This window comes from Nocardiopsis chromatogenes YIM 90109 (genome assembly GCF_000341185.1).
GTDB classification, from domain to species: Bacteria; Actinomycetota; Actinomycetes; order Streptosporangiales; family Streptosporangiaceae; genus Nocardiopsis_A; species Nocardiopsis_A chromatogenes.
The window spans coordinates 1-19,316 of record NZ_ANBH01000024.1 but is presented as its reverse complement, the minus strand read 5'-3'; the positions used below and the strand labels follow the sequence as shown (position 1 = coordinate 19,316).

The 19,316-nt window shown below is 71.8% G+C and carries 18 protein-coding genes; 10 read left to right on the top strand and 8 right to left on the bottom strand.

What is annotated here, in order from left to right; all coding sequences use genetic code 11:
* The first annotated feature begins 313 nt into the window (after positions 1-313).
* Positions 314-1,285, top strand: a complete 972-nt coding sequence (locus D476_RS0102095; RefSeq protein ID WP_017622331.1) for a carbohydrate kinase family protein — start codon at positions 314-316, stop codon at positions 1,283-1,285.
* Positions 1,286-1,655: 370 nt separating this feature from the next.
* Positions 1,656-2,267, top strand: coding sequence for a 30S ribosomal protein S4 (gene rpsD / locus D476_RS0102090; protein WP_017622330.1), 612 nt, complete (start codon positions 1,656-1,658; stop codon positions 2,265-2,267).
* 178 nt (positions 2,268-2,445) lie between these two features.
* Here the strand turns inward: rpsD and D476_RS0102085 are convergent, their stop codons facing one another.
* Positions 2,446-2,697, bottom strand: coding sequence for a sulfurtransferase TusA family protein (locus D476_RS0102085; RefSeq protein ID WP_017622329.1), 252 nt, complete (start codon positions 2,695-2,697; stop codon positions 2,446-2,448).
* Positions 2,698-3,030: 333 nt separating this feature from the next.
* On the opposite strand from D476_RS0102085, the gene ctaC reads away from it, so the two are divergent.
* From ctaC to D476_RS0102065, 4 genes are all read left to right on the top strand, one after another.
* A complete protein-coding gene (gene ctaC / locus D476_RS0102080; protein ID WP_449289389.1) occupies positions 3,031-4,104 on the top strand; it encodes an aa3-type cytochrome oxidase subunit II in 1,074 nt (357 codons plus the stop codon).
* Positions 4,104-5,783, top strand: coding sequence for an aa3-type cytochrome oxidase subunit I (ctaD, locus tag D476_RS0102075; RefSeq protein WP_017622327.1), 1,680 nt, complete (start codon positions 4,104-4,106; stop codon positions 5,781-5,783). The genes ctaC and ctaD overlap by 1 nt, the downstream gene beginning before the upstream one ends.
* Before the next feature lie 12 nt (positions 5,784-5,795).
* The gene (locus D476_RS0102070) at positions 5,796-6,221 is read left to right on the top strand and encodes a cytochrome c oxidase subunit 4 (RefSeq protein ID WP_026123141.1); all 426 of its coding nucleotides are present in this window, start codon (positions 5,796-5,798) and stop codon (positions 6,219-6,221) included.
* 240 nt (positions 6,222-6,461) lie between these two features.
* A complete protein-coding gene (locus tag D476_RS0102065; RefSeq protein WP_017622325.1) occupies positions 6,462-7,805 on the top strand; it encodes a L,D-transpeptidase in 1,344 nt (447 codons plus the stop codon).
* A gap of 392 nt (positions 7,806-8,197) precedes the next feature.
* On the opposite strand, the gene qcrB is transcribed toward D476_RS0102065, so the two are convergent.
* From qcrB to ctaE, 4 genes are read right to left on the bottom strand one after another with little or no spacing between them, the layout of a single operon-like run.
* Entirely contained in the window at positions 8,198-9,868 is a 1,671-nt protein-coding gene (gene qcrB, locus D476_RS0102060) for a cytochrome bc1 complex cytochrome b subunit (RefSeq protein WP_017622324.1), read from the bottom strand.
* Between the two features lie 3 nt (positions 9,869-9,871).
* Positions 9,872-11,002, bottom strand: coding sequence for a cytochrome bc1 complex Rieske iron-sulfur subunit (qcrA, locus tag D476_RS0102055; RefSeq protein ID WP_017622323.1), 1,131 nt, complete (start codon positions 11,000-11,002; stop codon positions 9,872-9,874).
* A complete protein-coding gene (qcrC, locus tag D476_RS0102050) occupies positions 10,995-11,924 on the bottom strand; it encodes a cytochrome bc1 complex diheme cytochrome c subunit (protein WP_192826342.1) in 930 nt (309 codons plus the stop codon). Before qcrC ends, qcrA begins: the two co-directional genes overlap by 8 nt.
* A 17-nt stretch (positions 11,925-11,941) precedes the next feature.
* Positions 11,942-12,568, bottom strand: a complete 627-nt coding sequence (gene ctaE, locus D476_RS0102045) for an aa3-type cytochrome oxidase subunit III (protein WP_192826341.1) — start codon at positions 12,566-12,568, stop codon at positions 11,942-11,944.
* A 384-nt stretch (positions 12,569-12,952) separates the two neighbouring features.
* Here ctaE and D476_RS0102040 point away from each other — a divergent pair, with 384 nt between their 5' ends.
* Both D476_RS0102040 and trpD read left to right on the top strand, forming a co-directional pair.
* Positions 12,953-13,375 carry a hypothetical protein gene (locus D476_RS0102040; protein WP_017622320.1) on the top strand — a complete coding sequence of 141 codons (423 nt, stop codon included), beginning with the start codon at positions 12,953-12,955 and terminating at the stop codon, positions 13,373-13,375.
* 247 nt (positions 13,376-13,622) lie between these two features.
* Positions 13,623-14,720 (top strand): anthranilate phosphoribosyltransferase, encoded by a 1,098-nt coding sequence (gene trpD, locus D476_RS0102035; RefSeq protein ID WP_017622319.1) that lies wholly within the window; start codon positions 13,623-13,625, stop codon positions 14,718-14,720.
* A gap of 153 nt (positions 14,721-14,873) precedes the next feature.
* Here the strand turns inward: trpD and D476_RS0102030 are convergent, their stop codons facing one another.
* The 3 genes from D476_RS0102030 to D476_RS0102020 all read right to left on the bottom strand — a co-directional run bounded on the left by D476_RS0102030 (position 14,874) and on the right by D476_RS0102020 (position 17,805).
* Positions 14,874-15,149 carry an Lrp/AsnC family transcriptional regulator gene (locus D476_RS0102030; RefSeq protein ID WP_017622318.1) on the bottom strand — a complete coding sequence of 92 codons (276 nt, stop codon included), beginning with the start codon at positions 15,147-15,149 and terminating at the stop codon, positions 14,874-14,876.
* Between the two features lie 28 nt (positions 15,150-15,177).
* Positions 15,178-15,942: a rhomboid family intramembrane serine protease gene (locus tag D476_RS0102025; protein WP_017622317.1), complete on the bottom strand. Its 765-nt coding sequence runs from the start codon at positions 15,940-15,942 to the stop codon at positions 15,178-15,180.
* 72 nt (positions 15,943-16,014) lie between these two features.
* A complete protein-coding gene (locus D476_RS0102020; RefSeq protein WP_017622316.1) occupies positions 16,015-17,805 on the bottom strand; it encodes a DEDD exonuclease domain-containing protein in 1,791 nt (596 codons plus the stop codon).
* A gap of 87 nt (positions 17,806-17,892) precedes the next feature.
* Between D476_RS0102020 and D476_RS0102015 the strand changes: the two genes are divergently transcribed.
* Positions 17,893-18,153 (top strand): hypothetical protein, encoded by a 261-nt coding sequence (locus tag D476_RS0102015; protein WP_017622315.1) that lies wholly within the window; start codon positions 17,893-17,895, stop codon positions 18,151-18,153.
* Positions 18,153-19,316: NYN domain-containing protein (locus tag D476_RS31820; protein WP_017622314.1), on the top strand; the 1,164-nt coding region annotated here is incomplete at its 3' end. The genes D476_RS0102015 and D476_RS31820, both read left to right, overlap by 1 nt.

The window sequence follows — 19,316 nt, the reverse complement described above, 5'->3', positions numbered from 1 at the left end:
CGCCGTGCGCAGACCTGCGGAGACGTGCGCGGAACCGGACCGCGGCAGGCCCGGCCACCGCGAGGCGTGCGAGCCGTGCACGCATGACGGTCCGGAGGGCGGCCGAGGGGCCCGCAGCCGTGGTGGCGGCGCGGCCGCCGGGACCACCGGCGGGGCGCCGGGCCCTGTCCCGTCCCCCGCCGCCGGGGCCCGTCGGCGTATGCGCTCGGACGTGCACGGACACCGAGTGCCTGCAGGGTCCTTCCCTGTGGCGCCGAGCCCGTAGGTAGGCTTGTGCCCCGTTCAGATCTCCCCGACCCAAGGAGCACTCCGAGTGCGCATCGCGGTTACCGGATCGATCGCCACCGACCACCTGATGACCTTCGACGGGCGATTCGCCGAACAGCTGATCGCCGACCAGCTGGAGCAGGTCTCCCTGTCATTCCTGGTGGAGGAGCTCGATGTGCGGCGCGGCGGGGTCGCCGCCAACATCAGCTACGGCATGGGCCGCCTCGGCCTCAAGCCGCTGCTGGTCGGCTCCGTCGGCGCCGACTTCGCGGAGTACCGCGCCTGGCTGGAGAAGCACGGCGTGGACACCTCCGGCGTCCGCACCTCCGACCGCAAGCACACCGCCCGGTTCGTGTGCACCACCGATCGCGAGCAGAACCAGATCGCCTCGTTCTACGCCGGCGCCATGTCCGAGGCGCGCGAGATCGACCTGGCGGCGCTCGCCGCCGAGCACAGCCTCGAACTGGCGCTGATCGGCGCCAACGACCCCCAGGCCATGCTGCGGCACAGCGAGGACTGCCGCCGTACCGGCCTCCCGTTCGCCGCCGACCCCTCCCAGCAGCTCGCGCTGATGGACGGCGCCGACATCCGCAACCTCATCGAGGGCGCGGCCTACCTGTTCACCAACGAGTACGAGAAGGGCCTGGCCGAGCAGAAGACCGGCTGGAGCGACGAGGAGATCCTCGACCGCGTCGGCATCCGGGTCACCACCCTGGGCGCCAAGGGCGTGCGGATCGACCGCAAGGGCGAGCCGCCGGTCAGCGTCGACGTCGCCGAGGTCTCCGAGAAGGTCGACCCCACCGGCGTGGGCGACGCCTTCCGCGCCGGGTTCCTGGCCGCCACCTCCTGGGGCCTTTCCCTGGAGCGCGCCGCCCAGGTGGGCAACTGCATCGCGGTGCACAGCCTGGAGGTCAACGGTCCGACCGAGTACGAGCTGACCACGGCCGGCCTGCTCGCGCGGATCACCGCCAGCTACGGCAAGGAGGTCGCCGACGAGGTGGAGCCGCACCTGGCGTAGCACCGGCACGCGCCGGACCCGGGCGGGGACCGGGCGCGGGCACCGCGACGGCGGGGTGGGACGCCGTGCGCTGGGGCTCGTGGCCCGGGCACCCCGCCCGACCGCGTAAAGTAGGACACCGACCCCGCCTGCCCGGCGCCGTCCGGGCGGGTGATCCGGCCGCCGCGCTGAGACGCGCGGCGGCGTTCGTGCGGATGGGAGCACCTCCGCACGCGCCACCACCGGCACGCGGCCAGGGTCGGCCGCACCGGCGGGGAACGGCGCGCAGGCGGCCATGCCGCCGCGACCCGGGGGGCCTGTGGGCCTCCTCCCAGAACTAGGCGAGCCTTACCTGGGATTCCCTCCACTCACGAAGCGGAAAGAGGAAAGCATGCGCTACACCGGACCTAAGGTGCGGTTGTCCCGGCGCGCGGGTACCCCGCTGACCCGTAAGGCGGTCAGCTACTTCGAGAAGCGGCCCTACCCCCCGGGTGAGCACGGCCGCCGCGTCCGCCGCTCCACCAGCGACTACGCGGTCCGCCAGGCCGAGAAGCAGAAGCTGCGCTGGTACTACGACCTGTCCGAGAAGCAGCTCGCGCGGGTCTACGACAACGCCAAGAAGCGCCCGGGCCGCACCGGCGAGGAGATGATCTCCGAGCTGGAGCTGCGCCTGGTCACCCTGGTGCTGCGGGCCGGCTTCGCGCCGTCCATCTACGCGGCCCGCCAGTACGTCACCCACGGCCACATCACCGTGGACGGCAAGAAGGTCGACATCCCGTCCTTCCAGGTCAAGCCGGGCCAGGTGATCGGCGTCCGGGAGAAGTCCCGGAACATGGTGCCGTTCGTCGAGGCCGCCGAGGGCGTGCACGCCGACGACAAGATCGCCGGCTTCCTGGCGGTCAGCCACAAGGACCTGCGCTGCGCGGTCGTCGACCGCCCCAAGCGCGACCAGGTCCCGGTGCCCTTCGACGAGCAGCTCGTCGTCGAGTACTACGCGCGCTGACCCCCTCGGGGAGCGTGCGCGGCGAGGGCCGCGCCCCGGATCCGTCCGGGGCGCGGCCCTCGCGCCTTTTCCCGGTCCTCCCGGCCCCGCGGGCGCCCGCCCCGGGCCCCGCACCCGATCGGACCAACATCACGATGGTCACGGCGGGGACACGGCCGCGCGCGCCCGCGGGGCGGGCTCAGTACCTCCGCCGGATGTGGAAGGCGCTCCCGCGCTCCAGCGGAACCTCGGCCACGAACTCCTGCAGCTTCATCCGGCACCACGCGGGGATGTCGGACGAGGCGGCCGGATCGTCGGCGGTCACGGCGATCACGGAGCCGATCGGCACCTCGCGGATGCGCTCCGCGAGCATGATGATCGGGATCGGGCACTTGCGCCCGACCGCCTCAACGGTCACCAGCGGCTGATCCCCCACGGGCGGCTCCTCCATCGCCTGCTCGTCCTGCTCTGTGTCCTGATCTTTACCCGCGCCCGCGGATAACGGGCACCCGGTTAAGGGTGCTGTAAATCCAGCGATACTCTCGCCTTAGCCCGCCCGGGAGCCCCTTCGAGGGGGGCGGTCCGAGCGGGACGGGGACACCGCTCCGGCCCGCTGGCCGGACCCGGGCCGCCCGCTCCGTGAAAGGGGTGTCGAGCAACACGCTGACCAGGCACACCCGTGAACGGCGCAGCGGGCGGTTCGCGATAATGTTCCCCCTGACAAGCTTCGGATAGACGACCGCCCGCGCACTCGACGCGGGCATCACCGCTGGGAAGGCAATCCGTGAGTCCGACCCGCCATAGGAATCGGCGCGAGGCAGTGCGCCGATGGGCACCACGTGGCGCCGTGCTCGCCGCGTTGGGACTGGCCGCGACCGGGTGCGCGTCGAACGAGTTCACTCGTTTGGGTGTGCCGGAGCCGATCACCGAGCAGGGGCAGCGCGTGCTCGCGCTGTGGCAGGGCTCATGGGTGGCGGCGTTCGCGGTCGGTCTCCTCGTGTGGGGGCTGATCGTCTGGTCGATCATCTTCCACCGCAAGCGCTCCGAGCAGCTGCCGCCGCAGGTGCGGTACAACATGCCGATCGAGGCGCTCTACACCGTCCTCCCGATCGTGGTCATCGCCGTGCTCTTCTACTTCACGGCGCGCGACCAGACCTACCTGCTGGAGACCGACGAACAGGCCGACGCCAACGTCGAGGTCGTCGCGTTCCAGTGGAGCTGGGAGTTCAACTACCTGGACCAGTCCAAGGCCGAGGCCGCCGAGGCCGCCGGCGGAGACGAGGAGGCCGACCCCGAGATCCTCTTCTCCGAGGTCGGCACCCCGGACCAGATGCCCACCCTGGTCCTGCGCGAGGGCGACGTCGTCCACTTCGACCTGCACTCCCCGGACGTGATCCACTCCTTCTGGATCCCGGCGTTCGCCTTCAAGATGGACGTCGTCCCGGGCCACGACAACGAGTTCCAGGTCAAGGTCAACGAGGGCACGGCCGGCACCTACATGGGCCGCTGCGCCGAGCTCTGCGGCGCCGACCACACCCGGATGCTCTTCCAGGTCGAGGTCATGGAGCCCGACGAGTACGACGCTTGGTACGCCGAGCAGCAGGAGGCCGCCGAGGCGGAGCAGGCCGAGCAGGCCGCCGCCGAGGAGGCCGAGGACGCCCAGTCCGGTGCCGAGGGCGGCGAGCCGCAGGGCGACGCCGAGGCCGAGGCGCAGACCGAGGGCGAGGGCGAGCAGGCCGACGGCGGCCAGGACGGCGCCGAGGGCGACGCCCAGGCCCAGGACGCCTCCGAGGGCGAGCAGGCCGACGACGCCGCCGCGCGCGACGAGGAGTCCGAGGACGAGGAGGCTGGCCGCTGATGGCGACGGCGACATCGACACCGGGGACCGCTCAGCGGCCCGCCCCGACCCGCAAAGGGTCGATCATCGTCAGCTGGCTGACCTCCACCGACCACAAGGTCATCGGGTACATGTACCTGATCACCTCGTTCGGGTTCTTCATCTTCGGAGGCATCCTGGCGCTGCTCATGCGCGCCGAGCTGTTCCTGCCCGGACTGCAGGTGATGACCTCCGAGCAGTTCAACCAGATGTTCACGATGCACGGCACGATCATGCTGCTGCTGTTCGCGACGCCGCTGTTCGTGGGCTTCACCAACATCATCATGCCGCTGCAGATCGGGGCGCCCGACGTGGCGTTCCCCCGGATGAACCTGTTCGGGTACTACCTGTTCCTGTTCGGCGGGCTCATCACGGTCGGCGGGTTCCTCACCCCGGGCGGCGCGGCCAGCTTCGGCTGGTTCGCCTACACCCCCCTGTCCGACGCGGTCCGCTCCCCGGGCCTCGGCGGCGACCTGTGGATCCTGGGCCTGGTCGTGTCCGGTCTGGGCACCATCCTCAGCGCGGTCAACTTCATCACCACCGGCCTGTGCATGCGCGCACCGGGCATGACGATGTTCCGCATGCCGATCTTCACCTGGAACGGCATGCTCACCAGCGTGCTGGTGCTGATCGCGTTCCCGGTCCTGACCGCGGCGCTGATCGCGCTGGGCGCCGACCGCATGGTCGGGACCCAGGTCTTCAACCCCGAGCACGGCGGCGCCATCCTGTGGCAGCACCTGTTCTGGTTCTTCGGCCACCCGGAGGTCTACATCATCGCGCTGCCGTTCTTCGGCATCGCCACCGAGATCCTCCCGGTCTTCAGCCGCAAGCCGATCTTCGGCTACAAGAGCCTGGTGGGCGCCACCATCGCCATCGCCGGCCTGTCGGTCACCGTGTGGGCGCACCACATGTTCCCGACCGGCGCCGTGCTGCTGCCGTTCTTCTCGTTCATGACCTTCCTCATCGCGGTCCCGACCGGTGTGAAGTTCTTCAACTGGGTCGGCACGATGTGGCGCGGCCAGCTGGTCATGGCCTCCCCGATGCTGTTCACCATCGGCTTCATGGTGACCTTCCTGTTCGGCGGCCTGACCGGTGTGCTGCTGGCCTCCCCGCCCATCGACTTCCACGTCACCGACTCCTACTTCGTGGTGGCCCACTTCCACTACGTGGTCTTCGGCACCGTGGTCTTCGCGATGTTCGCCGGGTTCTACTTCTGGTGGCCCAAGTTCACCGGGAAGATGCTCAACGAGAAGCTGGCGGTGGCCCACTTCTGGCTGCTGTTCACCGGCTTCCACGCCACCTTCCTGGTGCAGCACTGGCTGGGCGCGGCCGGGTTCCCCCGGCGCTACGCCGACTACCTGCCCAGCGACGGGTTCACCCAGCTGAACCAGATCTCCTCGATCGGCGCGTTCGTGCTGGGCGCCTCCACGCTGGTGTTCTTCTGGAACGTGTGGATCACCCACAAGAACGGCACCAAGGTCGAGGTGGACGACCCGTGGGGCTACGGCTGCTCGCTGGAGTGGGCGACCTCCTGCCCGCCGCCGCGGCACAACTTCACGTCGCTGCCGCGGATCCGGTCCGAGCGCCCCGCGTTCGACCTGAACCACCCGCACGCGGCCGCCCCCGGTGCCGTCCCGGCGGCCGCCACCTCCGAGAAGTAGGGCGTCGACACCATGAAGATGCAGGCATATCTGTTTATGGGCGTCTCGACCTTCTTCGGCCTGGCGGCGGCGCTGTACGCCTACTGGGCCTGGGCGGCCGAGGGGCACATCGAGTGGACCGGCACCGTGGCGCTGATCGTGGCCGTCGGCTTCGGCTGGATGGTCGGGTTCTGGCTGTGGCAGGCCGCGCGCCGCAGTGAGTCGCACCACGGGCTGGCCCCCGAGGACCGGCTGGACGGCGACATCGCCGAGAACGCCGGCGAGTACGGGTTCTTCAGCCCGCACAGCTGGTGGCCGCTGTTCGTCGCGATGGCGGTGGCCTTCACCGCCGTCGGCGTGGCGATCGGCTGGTGGATGGTCTTCATCGGCGGCTTCGCGATCATCCTCACCGCGATCGGCTGGGTGTTCGAGTACTACCGCAAGGAGTTCCAGCACTAGCCCTTGCGGCGGCGGGCCCCGGCCCGCGCGAGACACGGCCCCGGCCGGCCCACCCCCCGCCTTCCGCGGGGACGGTGGGCCGGCCGGGGTAGTATTTTTCGGGATGTTCATACCCATTGGCGGTATCCGTCCGGATCGGGGCCCAGGAGGGGCGGGGCGGAACCTTTCCGCTCCCGCAGGCGTCTCCCCGGATGCGGCGGGGACGGACCCCGCCGAGCGGACGTCAGGAGGGCGCACCTAGTGAAGCTCACAGCGAAGCCGACGGCGCGCGGCGTTGGCGCGGGCCTGGCCGCCGGGGCGGCGCTGGTCCTCGCCTCGGCCTGTACGGGCTCCACCGCGGACCCGTCCGGGTCGGAGTCGGCCGCCGACCCCGTGGACGTGGTGATCACGCCCGGGGACGGGGCCACCGGGGTCCGCCCCGACGTCCCGCTCACCGTGGAGGCCGACGGCGGCAAGGTCACCGACGTGCAGGTCGTCCAGGAGGTCCCCGGGGGCACGGCGTCCGAGGACGCCCAGACCGGCGAGGAGACCGGCGAGGACGGCGGCGGGGACGGTGAGGGCGGCGCCTCCGAGGCCGACACCGTGACCGGAACCCTCAGCGACGACGGCGCCACCTGGACCAGCGACTGGAACCTCGTCCCCGGCGGGGATGTGACGGTGGAGGCCGTGGTCGAGAACGCCGCCGGGGAGGAACAGGAGTACACCGCTCAGTTCTCCACCGCCGCGGCCGAGCAGGGCAACGCCCTGGAGCTGGAGTCGAACTTCCCGACCAGCGGGGACACCGTCGGCGTGGGCATGCCGGTCATCGTCAACTTCGACCTGCCGGTGGAGAACAAGTCCCGGGTGGAGAACTCCATGGAGGTCGTCTCCGAGGAGCCCAACGAGGGGTCTTGGGCCTGGCTGGACGACCAGACCGCGGTCTTCCGCCCCAAGGAGTACTGGAAGCCGAACCAGAAGGTCGCGGTGAACATGCGGCTGGCCGGCGTGGACGCCGGGGGCGGCACCTACGGCGTGGAGAACCACCGGCTGGAGTTCGAGGTCGGCCGCGACCAGCGGACCACGATCGACGCCCAGAGCCACCGGATGGTGGTCGAGCGCGACGGCGAGGAGATCAAGGACTTCCCGACCAGCGTCGGGAAGGCGAACACCCGCGCCTACACCACCACCAGCGGCAACCACCTGACCATGGAGAAGTACGCCAACCTGGTCATGGACTCCTCCACGGTGGGCGTGCCGGTGGACAGCCCGGAGGGCTACAAGCTGGACGTGGACTACGCGGTCCGCTTCTCCAACAGCGGCGAGTTCACGCACGCGGCGCCCTGGAACGGGTCCCTGGGCGAGGCCAACCTGAGCCACGGGTGCCCGAACATGGCGACCTCGGACGCCAAGTGGTTCTACGAGAACTCCTACATGGGCGACCCGCTGGAGGTCACCGGCACCGACCGCCAGGTGGAGTGGGACAACGGCTGGTCGTACTGGGAGCTGTCCTGGGAGGACTGGCTGGCCAAGAGCGAGACCGGCGAGCCCGACACGACCGACGACACCGGGACCCCCGGGTCGGTCCACGGCGACCCGCAGGAGTAGCCGCACCCGCTCGGCCGCCGTCCGCCGCGGCGGACGACCCCGAGAAGGCCCCTCACGGCTCCGTGAGGGGCCTTTCGTGTGTCCGCGGCATATAGGGGTCGGGTCCGGGGGAGTGGAGCGCACACAAAGCGAATGAGGGACGCCCGGAATCCGGCCCAGGCGCGTGGGCCCCGCACTCCGCCCGCCTGTCGCCGACCCCTCCCGGGGGGGGCAGTCGGCCGCGAGCGGGCCCGGATCGGGCCGACGTCCCCGGGAGCGACACGCTGCGGGACGGACGGGACGGAACGGGGCAGGGGGACCGGGGGAGTGGGCCCCGGACACGAACGAGGCCCGGCCCCCGAACGGATCGGGGGCCGGGCCTCGGTGCCGGGTCAGAGCCGGGCGAGGGCGGACTAGTGGCTGCCCGCCATCTCCTCGTGCTCCTCGTGGCCCGCACCGTGGTGCAGGTGGTGGCCGGTGTGGGCCTCCACGCCCTCGAAGGACACGTTGTCCTTGGTGTACCAGTGCGCGAGCTTGGCGCGGAGCCTGCCCTTGAGGCCGCGCGCGGCCGGGGCCTCCACACCGTCGGACTCGGACTCCTCCACCGAGGCGATCGCCTCGTCATCGATCCGGTCGACCTCGGTCTTGCTCTCCAGCACGTGCACGGTCTCCTGCGAGGACTCCTTGTGCACCTCGATGAACTCGCCGCTGGGGAGCTGCTGGATGGTGCCGCTCTCGTAGCCGTGCTCCAGCGTCTCCCGGTCCCGGCGCTGCAGCCCCAGGCAGATGCGCTTGGCGACGATGAAGCCGATGATCGGCCCGGCGATGGCAGCGACGCGGAAGAAGTACGTCGTCCAGTACAGGCTGATGGAGAACGTGTGCGACAGGATATCGTTCGCCCCCGCCAGCCACAGGATGCCGTAGAAGACGACCCCGGCCACGCCCACCGCGGTGCGCACCGGCGCGTTGCGCGGGCGGTCGGCGACGTTGTGCGCCCGCTTGTCCCCGGTGATCCACTGCTCGATGAACGGCCAGGCCGCCAGCCCGCCGAAGATCAGGCCCGGGATCACCAGGCCCGGCACCAGCACGCCGGTCGGCACCGCGTACCCGAAGATCGGGAAGTCCAGCCAGTTCGGGAAGATGCGCAGCGACCCCTCCATGAAGCCCATGTACCAGTCGGGCTGCAGGCCCGAGGTGATGGCCGTGGGCGTGAAGGGCCCGAACAGGTGGATCGGGTTGATCTGCACGAACGCGCTCAGCGCGACGATGACGGCGAACACGAAGAAGAAGAACCCGCCCGCCTTGATGGCGAAGCCCGGGAACATCGGCGTGCCGACGACCTTCTTCTCCGAGCGCCCGGTCCCCGGGTACTGGGTGTGCTTCTGGTGCCACAGGATCATGAAGTGCGCCACGATCAGCGCCAGCAGGATCCCCGGGATCAGCAGGATGTGCAGCATGTACAGCCGGGGGATGATGTCCTCGCCGGGGAACTCCCCGCCGAACAGGAACATCGAGATGTAGGTCCCGACCACCGGCAGCGAGAGCATGACGCCCTGCAGGATGCGCACACCCATACCGGAGGGCAGGTCGTCCGGGAGCGAGTACCCGAACAGGCCCTCCAGCATGGCCAGGGTGAAGATGCCCACCCCGATCAGCCAGTTGATCTCGCGCGGCTTGCGGAAGGCGCCGGTGAAGAACACCCGCAGCATGTGCACCACCAGCGAGGCGACGAAGATCAGCGCCGCCCAGTGGTGGATCTGCCGCACGAGGAAGCCCCCGCGCACGTCGAAGTCGATGCGCAGCGTGGAGGCGTAGGCCTCGCTCATCTGCACCCCGTTGAGGCGCTGGTAGGAGCCCTCGTAGGTGGTGTGGGCCATGCTGGGGTTGAACCACAGGGTCAAGAAGACGCCCGTGACCAGCAGGATGATGAACGAGTACAGCGCGATCTCGCCCAGCATGAACGACCAGTGGTTGGGGAAGACCTTGCGCAGGTTCTTCTCACCGGTCTTGGCGAGATGGAAGCGGTCGTCGATCCAGTTGCCGACACCGCGCAGCGCCTTGGGCGCCTGCGTCGTGGTGCTCATCGGCTAGTCCCCCTTCTCCGCGTCCCAGAACGTGGGGCCGACCGCTTCGGAGAAGTCGCCCTTGGCGATGAGGTACCCCTCGTCGTCCACACCGATCGGCAGCTGGGGCAGCGGGCGGTGCGCAGGCCCGAAGACGACCTTGGCGCCCTCGGCGGCGTCGAAGGTCGACTGGTGGCACGGGCACAGGATGCGGTGGCTCCCCCGCTCGTACAGCGCCGCGGGGCAGCCCACGTGCGTGCAGATCTTGGAGTAGGCCACGATCCCGTTGTGCGTCCAGTTCATCTGCTGCTCGGTCATCCCCGGCTTGAAGTCGCCCTCGGGGATCTTGATCAGCAGGACCACGGTCTTGGCCTGGTCGTTCAGGCTCAGGTGGCCGCCCTCGCCACCGTGGCCGCCGCCCTCCTCGACCAGCGGGAAGGCCGTGATCATGGCGCCGTCCTCGGCGAGGTCGGCCTCCTTGATCGGCTTGTTGGTGCCCTCGACGACCATCCGCAGGCCGTCCTCCCAGAGCGTGTGCTTGAGCTTGTCGCCGGGCAGCGGCCCGGTGTCGCGCAGCAGCACGATGGGCGCCAGGCCCAGCGGCACCATGGACAGCAGCAGGGTGCGGCGCAGCAGCGGCCGCTTGGTGAAGCCGCTCTCGTCGGCGCTCCGCATGAAGAAGTCGCCGAAGGAGCCCTTCTCCTCGGGCGAGGAGGGCAGCTCGTCGTAGGGCGAGCCCACCTCGTAGTGCGGCATGATCCTGCGCGCCCACACCGTCATCCCGGCGCCGATGCCGAACAGGGCCAGGGCGAGCGTGCCGCCCAGCGCCATGTTGGAGTACTGGCCGATCTGCGGGTCGGCGATGGCCGGCTCGCCCGCGCTGTTGGGCGGGAAGGCGAAGTAGGCCACGAAGAAGCCGATACCGGCGAGGAAGGCGATGAGGAACCACACCGCCGCCGTCTTCTCAGCGCGGCGCTGCTCCTCCTCGCTGTGCGCGTGCGTCTCCTCGGCGGGGTAGGCCCCCGGGTGCTCGGCGCCGGGGTCGTCGGCTCCGGCCACGATCGTCTCGCCCTCCGACGGGGAGGGCGTGCCGATGACGCGGTCGGCGGACCCGTCGGACGCGCCGTTGTCGTTGCTGTTGCTCTTGTCAGTCATGGGCTCGCTGCTTCGCGGTGATCCAGATCGCGCACGCGATGATCAGGGTGAGACCGACCGTCCAGGCGATGAAGCCCTCGGCGACCTGGCCCACGCGGTTCAGGTCGAAGATCCCGCCGGCGTTCGGCTCGGCCTGCAGGGTCTTCACGTAGGAGATCAGTTCCTGCTTGTCGTCGGGCGTGATGGTGCCCTCGGTGAACACGGGCATCTGGCCCGGTCCGGTCAGCATGGCCTCGTAGATCTGGCGCGGCGTGGCGTCGTGGATCTCCGGGGCCCAGTGGCCGCCGGTCAGGCCGCCGCCGGCGCCCGACCAGCTGTGGCAGTGCGCGCAGTTGGCCAGGTAGAGCTGCATGCCGGCCTCGGTGTCCGAGGCGCCGTCGATGTAGGCCTGGAAGGCCTTGTCGTACTCGGCCTTGGCCTCCTTGTAGGCGTCCTCGTCCTCGTAGTCCGAGCGGACGGGCTCATCGCCCGGGGCCTCCTCGGGGACGGCCGGGCCCGCGCCCTGCCCGATCTCCTGCTCGTAGTAGGCGATCAGGTTGTCGATCTCCTCCCGGTCCCACGCCGGCTCCTTGCGGGGCATCTGCGCGTCCGGGTTGGAGGAGGGCATGCGGCCGGTACTCACCTGGAAGTCGACCGCGGCGCCGCCCGCACCGGTGATGTCCGGTGCGTTGTCACTGCCGCCGCCGTTGAGCCCGTGGCAGCTCGCGCAGCTGCGCTCCCAGATGTCGCGCCCCTGCGCAATGTCGACGGTCTGCCCGTCAGCAGGCTCGGCACCGGTCTGGGCGGCCGCCATGACCTGGGCCTCGGCACGGTCGGCACTGGGCGCCACCATGGCGTAGCCCACGCCGAACACGGCCAACGCGAGTAGGACGACGACGTACCCCGCTAGGGGATGCCGTCGCCGCGCGGTAATCCATTTCACGGTTTCCCCGTTCCGGGTTACTGGATGAAGTAGATGGTTGCGAACAGAGCGACCCAGACCACGTCGACGAAGTGCCAGTAGTAGGACACGACGATCGCACTGGTGGCCTGCTGGTGGGTGAAGCGCTTCGCGGCGTACGTGCGTCCCAGCATGATCAGGAACGCGATCAGACCGCCGATCACGTGGAGCCCGTGGAAGCCCGTGGTCAGGTAGAACATCGAGCCGTAGGCGCTGGACTGCAGGGTCAGGCCCTGGTGCACGATGAGTTCGTAGTACTCGTACGCCTGGCCCAACACGAAGATCAGGCCCATCGCGAACGAGATGTAGAACCACAGGCGGAGCTTGCGGACGTCACCGCGCTCGGCCGCCCACACGCCTGCCTGGGCGGTGAAGCTGGAGGCCACCAGGATGATGGTGATGCCCAGCGCCCATTCGACGTTGAGGTGCGCGGCCGGCCACTCCCCGAGGTCGGGGTTGCCCACGGTCACGGATCGGATCGTGTAGTACATCGCGAACAGCGCAGCGAAGAACATGAGCTCGTTGGACAACCACACGATGGTGCCAACGCTCACCAGGTCAGGACGCTTGGCCGCACCATGTACTGGTGTCGGTGCTGTTTCTTGGTTCGCGGTTGCTGTCGCCACGCCTGCATTATTGCGGCATCTGGCGGAGGTTGGTGCACGACCCCCCGGAAGGGGGCGCTTCTCGTCTGATCTGCGGAGCCGCAGGGCGCGCGGGGGGCCCACGATCGTGATCCGGCCGTGATGCAAGCCGGTCCCCGCGGGCTCCGAAACGCCCGCCGCGGGGCCCGATGGCGCCCCGGACGTCTCATATCGGTCTCGGCGGCGGCCGTACAGGCCGCTCCGGCGTGGCCTGCGTCGCACTCCGGGTGGCATGCTGTCGTGGCGAAGGTCTCAAGAGCGTAGGGCTCGACGCAACCGGGACGCGGCCGGGCGCCCCCGCGCCGCGCGAGATGTGACGCGGCGGGGCGCATCCGCGCCGCGCGAGATGTGAGGGACGGTTCAGCCATGGAGAACGCCGCCGGCGCCCCCAGGATGCGGGTGCTCGTCTACAGCGACAAGGCGCACGTGCGCGACCAGGTGCGGGCGGCGATCGGGCGGCGCCCCGCCGCCGACGTGCCCAAGGTGGAGCTGGTCGAGTGCGCCACCTCCGCCGCGGTGCTCAAGCGGCTCGACGACGGCGGCGCCGACGTGTGCGTCTTCGACGGGGAGGCCGCCCCCACCGGCGGCATGGGCCTGTGCCGGCAGGCCAAGGACGAGATCTACCGGTGCCCGCCGGTGCTGGTGCTCATCGGCCGCCGGGACGACGGCTGGCTGGCCGCGTGGTCGCGCGCGGACGCGGTGGTGAGCCACCCGATCGACCCGGTCGCGCTGGCCGAGTCGCTGGCCGGGCTGATGCGCAGCCGCGCGGACGGGCTGGCGGCCAGGTAAGGCGCCCGGTAGTGTCGGACCGGGCCCGAACGGTACGGGCCCGGTCCCTGTCAGGTCCCCAGGATCACCGAACGGAACCCGACTCCGATGCTGCGAAACCGCGCCGCCGGGCCGTGCACCGGCGGTTCCCCTCTGCGCCACTGCGAGCTCGCGCGATGGCCCCGATGGCGATGGCACACGCCGTCCGCCCGAGCCTGACCCGCAGACCCCGCCCGTGACGGGCGTGAAGAGCAGAGGAAGTAGCACCGTGAGCAGTTCCGCCCGTGCCGGCCGATCCGTAGCCGAAACCGCCCCCGAAGCCGCCGAACCGACCTGGTCCTCGCTGATCACCGCCCTGCTCGCGGGGCAGGACCTGCCCGAGTCCGCCACCGCCTGGGCGATGGAGGAGATCATGTCGGGCTCGGCCACCGACGCCCAGATCGCGGGGTTCGCGATCGCGCTGCGCGCCAAGGGCGCCGCCGTGGGCGAGGTCGTCGGCCTCGCCGAGGGGATGCTGGACAACGCCGTGCGCATCACGGTCCCCGGCCGCACCGTGGACATCGTGGGGACCGGCGGCGACCAGGCGCACACCGTCAACGTGTCGACCATGGCCGCGATCACCGCCGCCGCAGCGGGCGCCAAGGTCGTCAAGCACGGCAACAGGGCCGCCTCCTCCTCCTGCGGCACCGCCGACGTCCTGGAGCGCCTGGGCGTGGTGATCGACCTGCAGCCCGGCTCCACCGCCGCGGTGGCCGAGGACGCGGGGATCACCTTCTGCTTCGCCCCGCTGTTCCACCCCTCCTTCCGGTACACCGCCAAGCCCCGCCGGGAGCTGGCCGTGCCCACCGTCTTCAACTTCCTCGGGCCGCTGACCAACCCGGCCCGGCCCGGGGCGGCGGCCGTCGGGGTGTTCGACGCCGCCATGTGCCCGACGGTGGCCGGGGTGTTCGCCCGGCGCGGCACCTCGGCGCTGGTCTTCCGCGGCGACGACGGGCTGGACGAGCTCACCACCACGACCACGTCGCGGGTGTGGACCGTGCGCGGCGGCCGGGTGCGCGAGGAGGTGCTCGACCCGCGCGCGCTGGGGATCGGCCGCGCGGCCCCGGAGGACCTGCGCGGCGGCGACGTGGAGGTGAACGCCCGCGCGGTGCGCGCCCTGGTCGAGGGCGAGCGCGGGCCGGTGCGCGACGCGGTGCTGCTGAACGCGGCGGCGGCGATCGCGGCCGCCGAGGAGCTGCCCGGGAGCCTGGAGGAGATGCTCGCCCAGGGGATGGAGCGGGCGGCCGCCGCCGTCGACGAGGGCCGGGCCAAGGACGTGCTCGACCGCTGGGTCGCGGTCAGCCAGGAGCGGGCCAAGCAGGACTGAGGAGCCGGGGCCGGGGAGCCTACGGGCGCCCCGGCCCCGGCCTTTCCGAGGCCGCCGGGCTCCGGCGTTCGGCTTTCCCCGGACGTCTTCAGGCGCCCCCTGGTACGTCCTTGGGCGTCCTTGGGACGTTCTCGGACGTCCCCTGGACGTCCCTCAGATGCCCAGGGAGAACGCCGACTCCAGGTCGTGCTTGGAGTAGGCGTTGAACGCGATGTGGGTGTCGGAGGAGCGCACGCCCGCGATCTTGTTCACCCGGCCGGGGATCACCTCGGCCAGCTCGTCGTGGCGGCGGACCCGCACCACGGCGATCAGGTCGATCCCGCCGGTCACCGAGTAGACCTCGCTGACCCCCTCGATCTCGGCGATCGCCTCGGCGACCTCCGGGATGCGGTCGACGTCGGCCTTGATCATGACGATCGCGGTGATCACGGTCGGAGCCTCCTGGGTGCGAGGGTGTTCAGTACACGTCGGACAGCCGGGTCCCGGCGCGCCAACGGATGCGGTGGATGAGCAGCGCCATGGCCGCACCCGCGACGAACCCGTAGACGTGCGCGGCGTAGGCCACGCTCGTCTCCCCGGCGCCGGGGTACAGCGAGACGCTGACGTAGAGAACATACTGGAGCACGAAGTAGGTGCCCACGAGCGCCCACCCCGGCAGCCGGACCGGGAGCACGAAGAACACCAGGGTGATCACGCGGCTGCGGAACTGCACCACCAGGTAGGCCCCGAGCACCCCGGAGATCGCGCCGGAGGCGCCCACCAGCGGGACCTGCGCGGCCGTGTCGGTCAGCGCGAAGGCCACCGTCGCCACCGCGCCCGAGGCCAGGTACAGGCCGGTGTAGCGGACGCGCCCCAGGCGGTCCTCCACCACCGGGCCGAACACGAAAAGGTAGACCATGTTGCTCAGCAGGTGCAGCGCGTCCCCGTGCAGGAACATCGAGGTGAACACGGTCAGCCAGGGGGCGGTGGCGGCGGGCTCGCCCGGGCACGGGGTGGGCGAGGCGGCCTGCCGCCCGGTGAACAGCTCCATCGGGACCGCGCCCCAGCGGAAGATGTAGTGGTCCACCGCGCAGATCCGCTCGCCGAGGTCGGCGCCGTACCAGACCGCCATCAGCGACATCGGGGACGCCAGGTACACCGCGACGTTGGCGGCGATGAGCAGGTAGGTCACGGCCGGCACCCGGCGTACCGGGTAGTCGTCGCTCAGCGGTATGCCTGCCATAGGGGCGCTGGTCCGTTCGGCTCGGGTCGGTGTCGGCTCGGCACGGGGGCGGTGTCCCGGATCGGGTCGGAGTCAGCTCGGCTCGGCGGTGGCCTCGGCCGCCTCCCGCGCCCAGTCTGTCAGCTCGCGGTGCCGTTCGGCGCCTCGGGCCGGGCATGTCCAGGGCGCGTCGAGGTCGACCAGCCGCACCCCCGGCGACTCCAGCCAGCGCAGCACGCACTCGGTCTCCTGGGGCGCCGCCGCCGGGGCCGGACCGGGGCCGGGCGGCACGGTCTCGGCGGTGGCGGTGAGCGCGGCGACGAAGGCGTGCGGATCGGCGCCGGGCTCCATCACCGCGGCCGCCGCCAGCCGCCCCCGGCGCACCGCGTGCACCTCCCAGGAGCCGGGGACGCCCGCCAGGGGGCGGGCGGCCACCAGCTCGCCGATACCGGTGAGCGCGGCCAGCCGCTGGGAGCGGGCGGCGCCGCGCAGGAACGCGGCCAGCCGGTCCCGCCGCACCGCCGCCTCCTCGTAGCGAAGTCCGGCCGCCAGGTCGGCGATGGACTCGCGCAGCGCGCGCACCACCTCCTCGGGGTCGCCCACCATGGCCTCGCGGGCGGCGCGGGCGTGCTCGGCGTACTCCTCGGGCGTCTCCTCGCCGGTGCAGGGCGCCCCGCACCGGCCCATCTGCGCCAGCACGCATGCCGGGCCCGCACCGCCGCGCGGGCCGATCCTGCGGGTGCACTGGCGCAGCGGGAAGGCGTCCAGCAGCGCCTCGCGGGCCAGCTCGGCCTCCCGGGCCGAGGAGAAGGGGCCCAGGTAGGGGGCGCCGTCGTCGCGGACCGTGCGCACCTTGGACAGCCGGGGGAAGGCCCCGGGGGTGAGCTTGAGCCAGCTCGCCCGCTCGGGGTTGCGGGAGCGGCGGTTGTAGGGCGGCTTGCGCTCGGCGATCAGCCGCATCTCGCGCACCTCGGCCTCCAGCCCGGTGGCGCACGGGATCGGGGTGACCGCCTCGACCAGGCCGATCATCTCGCGCACCCGGCCGCGGGTCTCGGCGGCGGTGAAGTAGGAGCGCACCCGCTTGCGCAGGGACGTGCTCTTGCCGACGTACAGCGGCTCGCCGCGGGCGTCGGTGAACACGTACACCCCGGGCCCGTCCGGCAGCCCCTCGGCCAGGTGCCGCTTGCCGCGCTGGGCGCGGGTGGGGGCCGTGCGGAACGCGCACAGCTCCTCGACGCTGTGCACCCCCATCGGGCCGAGCCGCTCCAGCAGCCCGTGCAGCACCCCGGCGGTGGCGCGGGCGTCGTCCAGGGCCCGGTGCACCGGCCGGTCGGGCACCGCGAAGAAACGGGCCAGCGTGCCGAGCTTGTGGTCGCGCACCTCCTCCCGGGTGACCAGGCGGCGCGCCAGCGGCAGCGTGTCGACCACCCGGGGGCGGGGCCAGGGCCGGTCCTGCTCGGCGCAGGCGGCCTTGAGGAACGACACGTCGAAGGTGGCGTTGTGGGCCACCAGCACCGTGTCGCCGCCCTCCGGGTCCCCTGGTAGGCCTCCCTCCGGGGGCCTCTCCAGGTTCGCGAACTCCAGGAAGGCCGGGAGCACCGCCCCGATGGGCGGGGCGGTGGCCACCATCGCCTGGGTGATCCCGGTCAGCAGGGTGATGTGCGCCGGAATCGGGGAACCGGGATTGACCAGGGAGGAGAACTCGCCGACGACCTGCCCGCCGCGCACCTTGACCGCGCCGATCTCGGTGATCGCCGAGCCCCCGGCGCGGCCCCCGGTGGTCTCCAGGTCGACCACCAGGAAGGTGCCCTCGGCCAGCGGCGTGCCCAGGTCGTCCAGGGTCTCCTGGACCGGGGCGGCGGCGCGGGCGGCGGGCTGGGGCACGCCGACAGGGTAGCCGCGAAGAGCCCCGGACGTGGAAAGATGTCCCGGACCGCGGGATTAGCGGTGATGAGAGGGAGGTAGGTACAGGTGAGCATCGAGGCCCCGGCCGAAGGCCGCCGCTGGCGGTGCGCCCAGTGCGGCAACCTGACCAGGTTCGACGTGGTGCGCACCGTGCGCAGTCGCGACTACGTGCACCTCGACCTGGCCGGGGAGCCGCGCGTCGAGGAGAGCCGGGTGCTGGAGGAGGCCATCGAGCAGGTGCGCTGCCGCTGGTGCGGGGCGGACGACGCCGTCCAGGCGGTGGACCGCCCCGACGCCGGCGCGGCCGAGAGCGGCGCGGAGGGCTGATGGAGCCCGCCGACACCTCCGACGGCACGGATGGCGGCACGGACGACGGTTCGGGCGGCGGCGCGGGCGGCGCCGGCGGGCACCGGCCGCTCCCGGAGGCGGTGCGCGCCCGGGTGGTCGAGTACGGCTCGGATGTGCTCGGCGGCATGCGCGCCGCCGAGCTGCCCGCCGCACTGCGCCGGGTGGCCAAGTTCGAGCCGCGCCGCCGCGCCCGCCTGGCCGGGCCGCAGATCGCCGCCCAGATGGAGACCGACCCCGATTTCCGTGGGCTGGTCGCCGCCCGGGTGGAACAGGTCTGGCCCGAGCTGGCCGAGGGGCTGCGCCGAGGGGTGCTCCCTCCAGCGGCCGACCCGGTGGCGGTGGGGGCCGCGGCCTACCTGATCCGGCCCGAGGGGTGGCAGGAGATCGTCGACCGCGTCGCCGGGGAGCTGGAGCGCCGGGACAGCGCCCGGGAGGCCGACGAGGCCGCCGAGGCCCTGGCCGACCTGCGGTCGCGGCTGGACGAGGCGCGCGCCGAGCACCGCGAGGAGACGCACCGGCTCCGCAAGGAGCTGCGCGAGCAGCGCAGCACCATCGCCGACCTGCGCCGCCGTGTGCACACCGAGCGCAAGCGGGCCCGGGAGGCCGAGGAGCGCGCCGCCAGGGCGGTGGCCGAGGCCGAGGACAGCACCAGGATCACCTCCTCGCAGGTGGGCGCGGTCGAGGCGGAGAACCGGCGGCTCAAGGCGCGGCTGGAGGCGGCCGAGAGCCAGGTGGAGGCCGCGCGCCGGGCGGCACGGGCGGGGCGCAGCGCCGACGACGCGCGGCTGCGGGTGCTGCTGGACGTGCTGGTCGACGCCGCGCACGGCCTCCGCCGCGAGCTGGCGCTGCCCAGCTCCATCGCCACCCCGGCCGACCTGGTGGCCGACGACCGGGCGGCGCAGCGGCGCGCCGTGCCGGAGGTGGGGGCGCCCGCCGACGACCCGGCGCTGATCGACCGGCTGCTGGAGCTGCCGCGGATGCACCTGCTGGTGGACGGCTACAACGTGACCAAGACCGGCTACCCGGAGCTGCCGCTGGCCGACCAGCGGGCGCGGCTGCTGACCGCGCTGGAGGGGCTGGCCAGCCGTACCAAGGCCGAGATCACCTGCGTGTTCGACGGCGCGGACGTGGAGGCCCCGGCG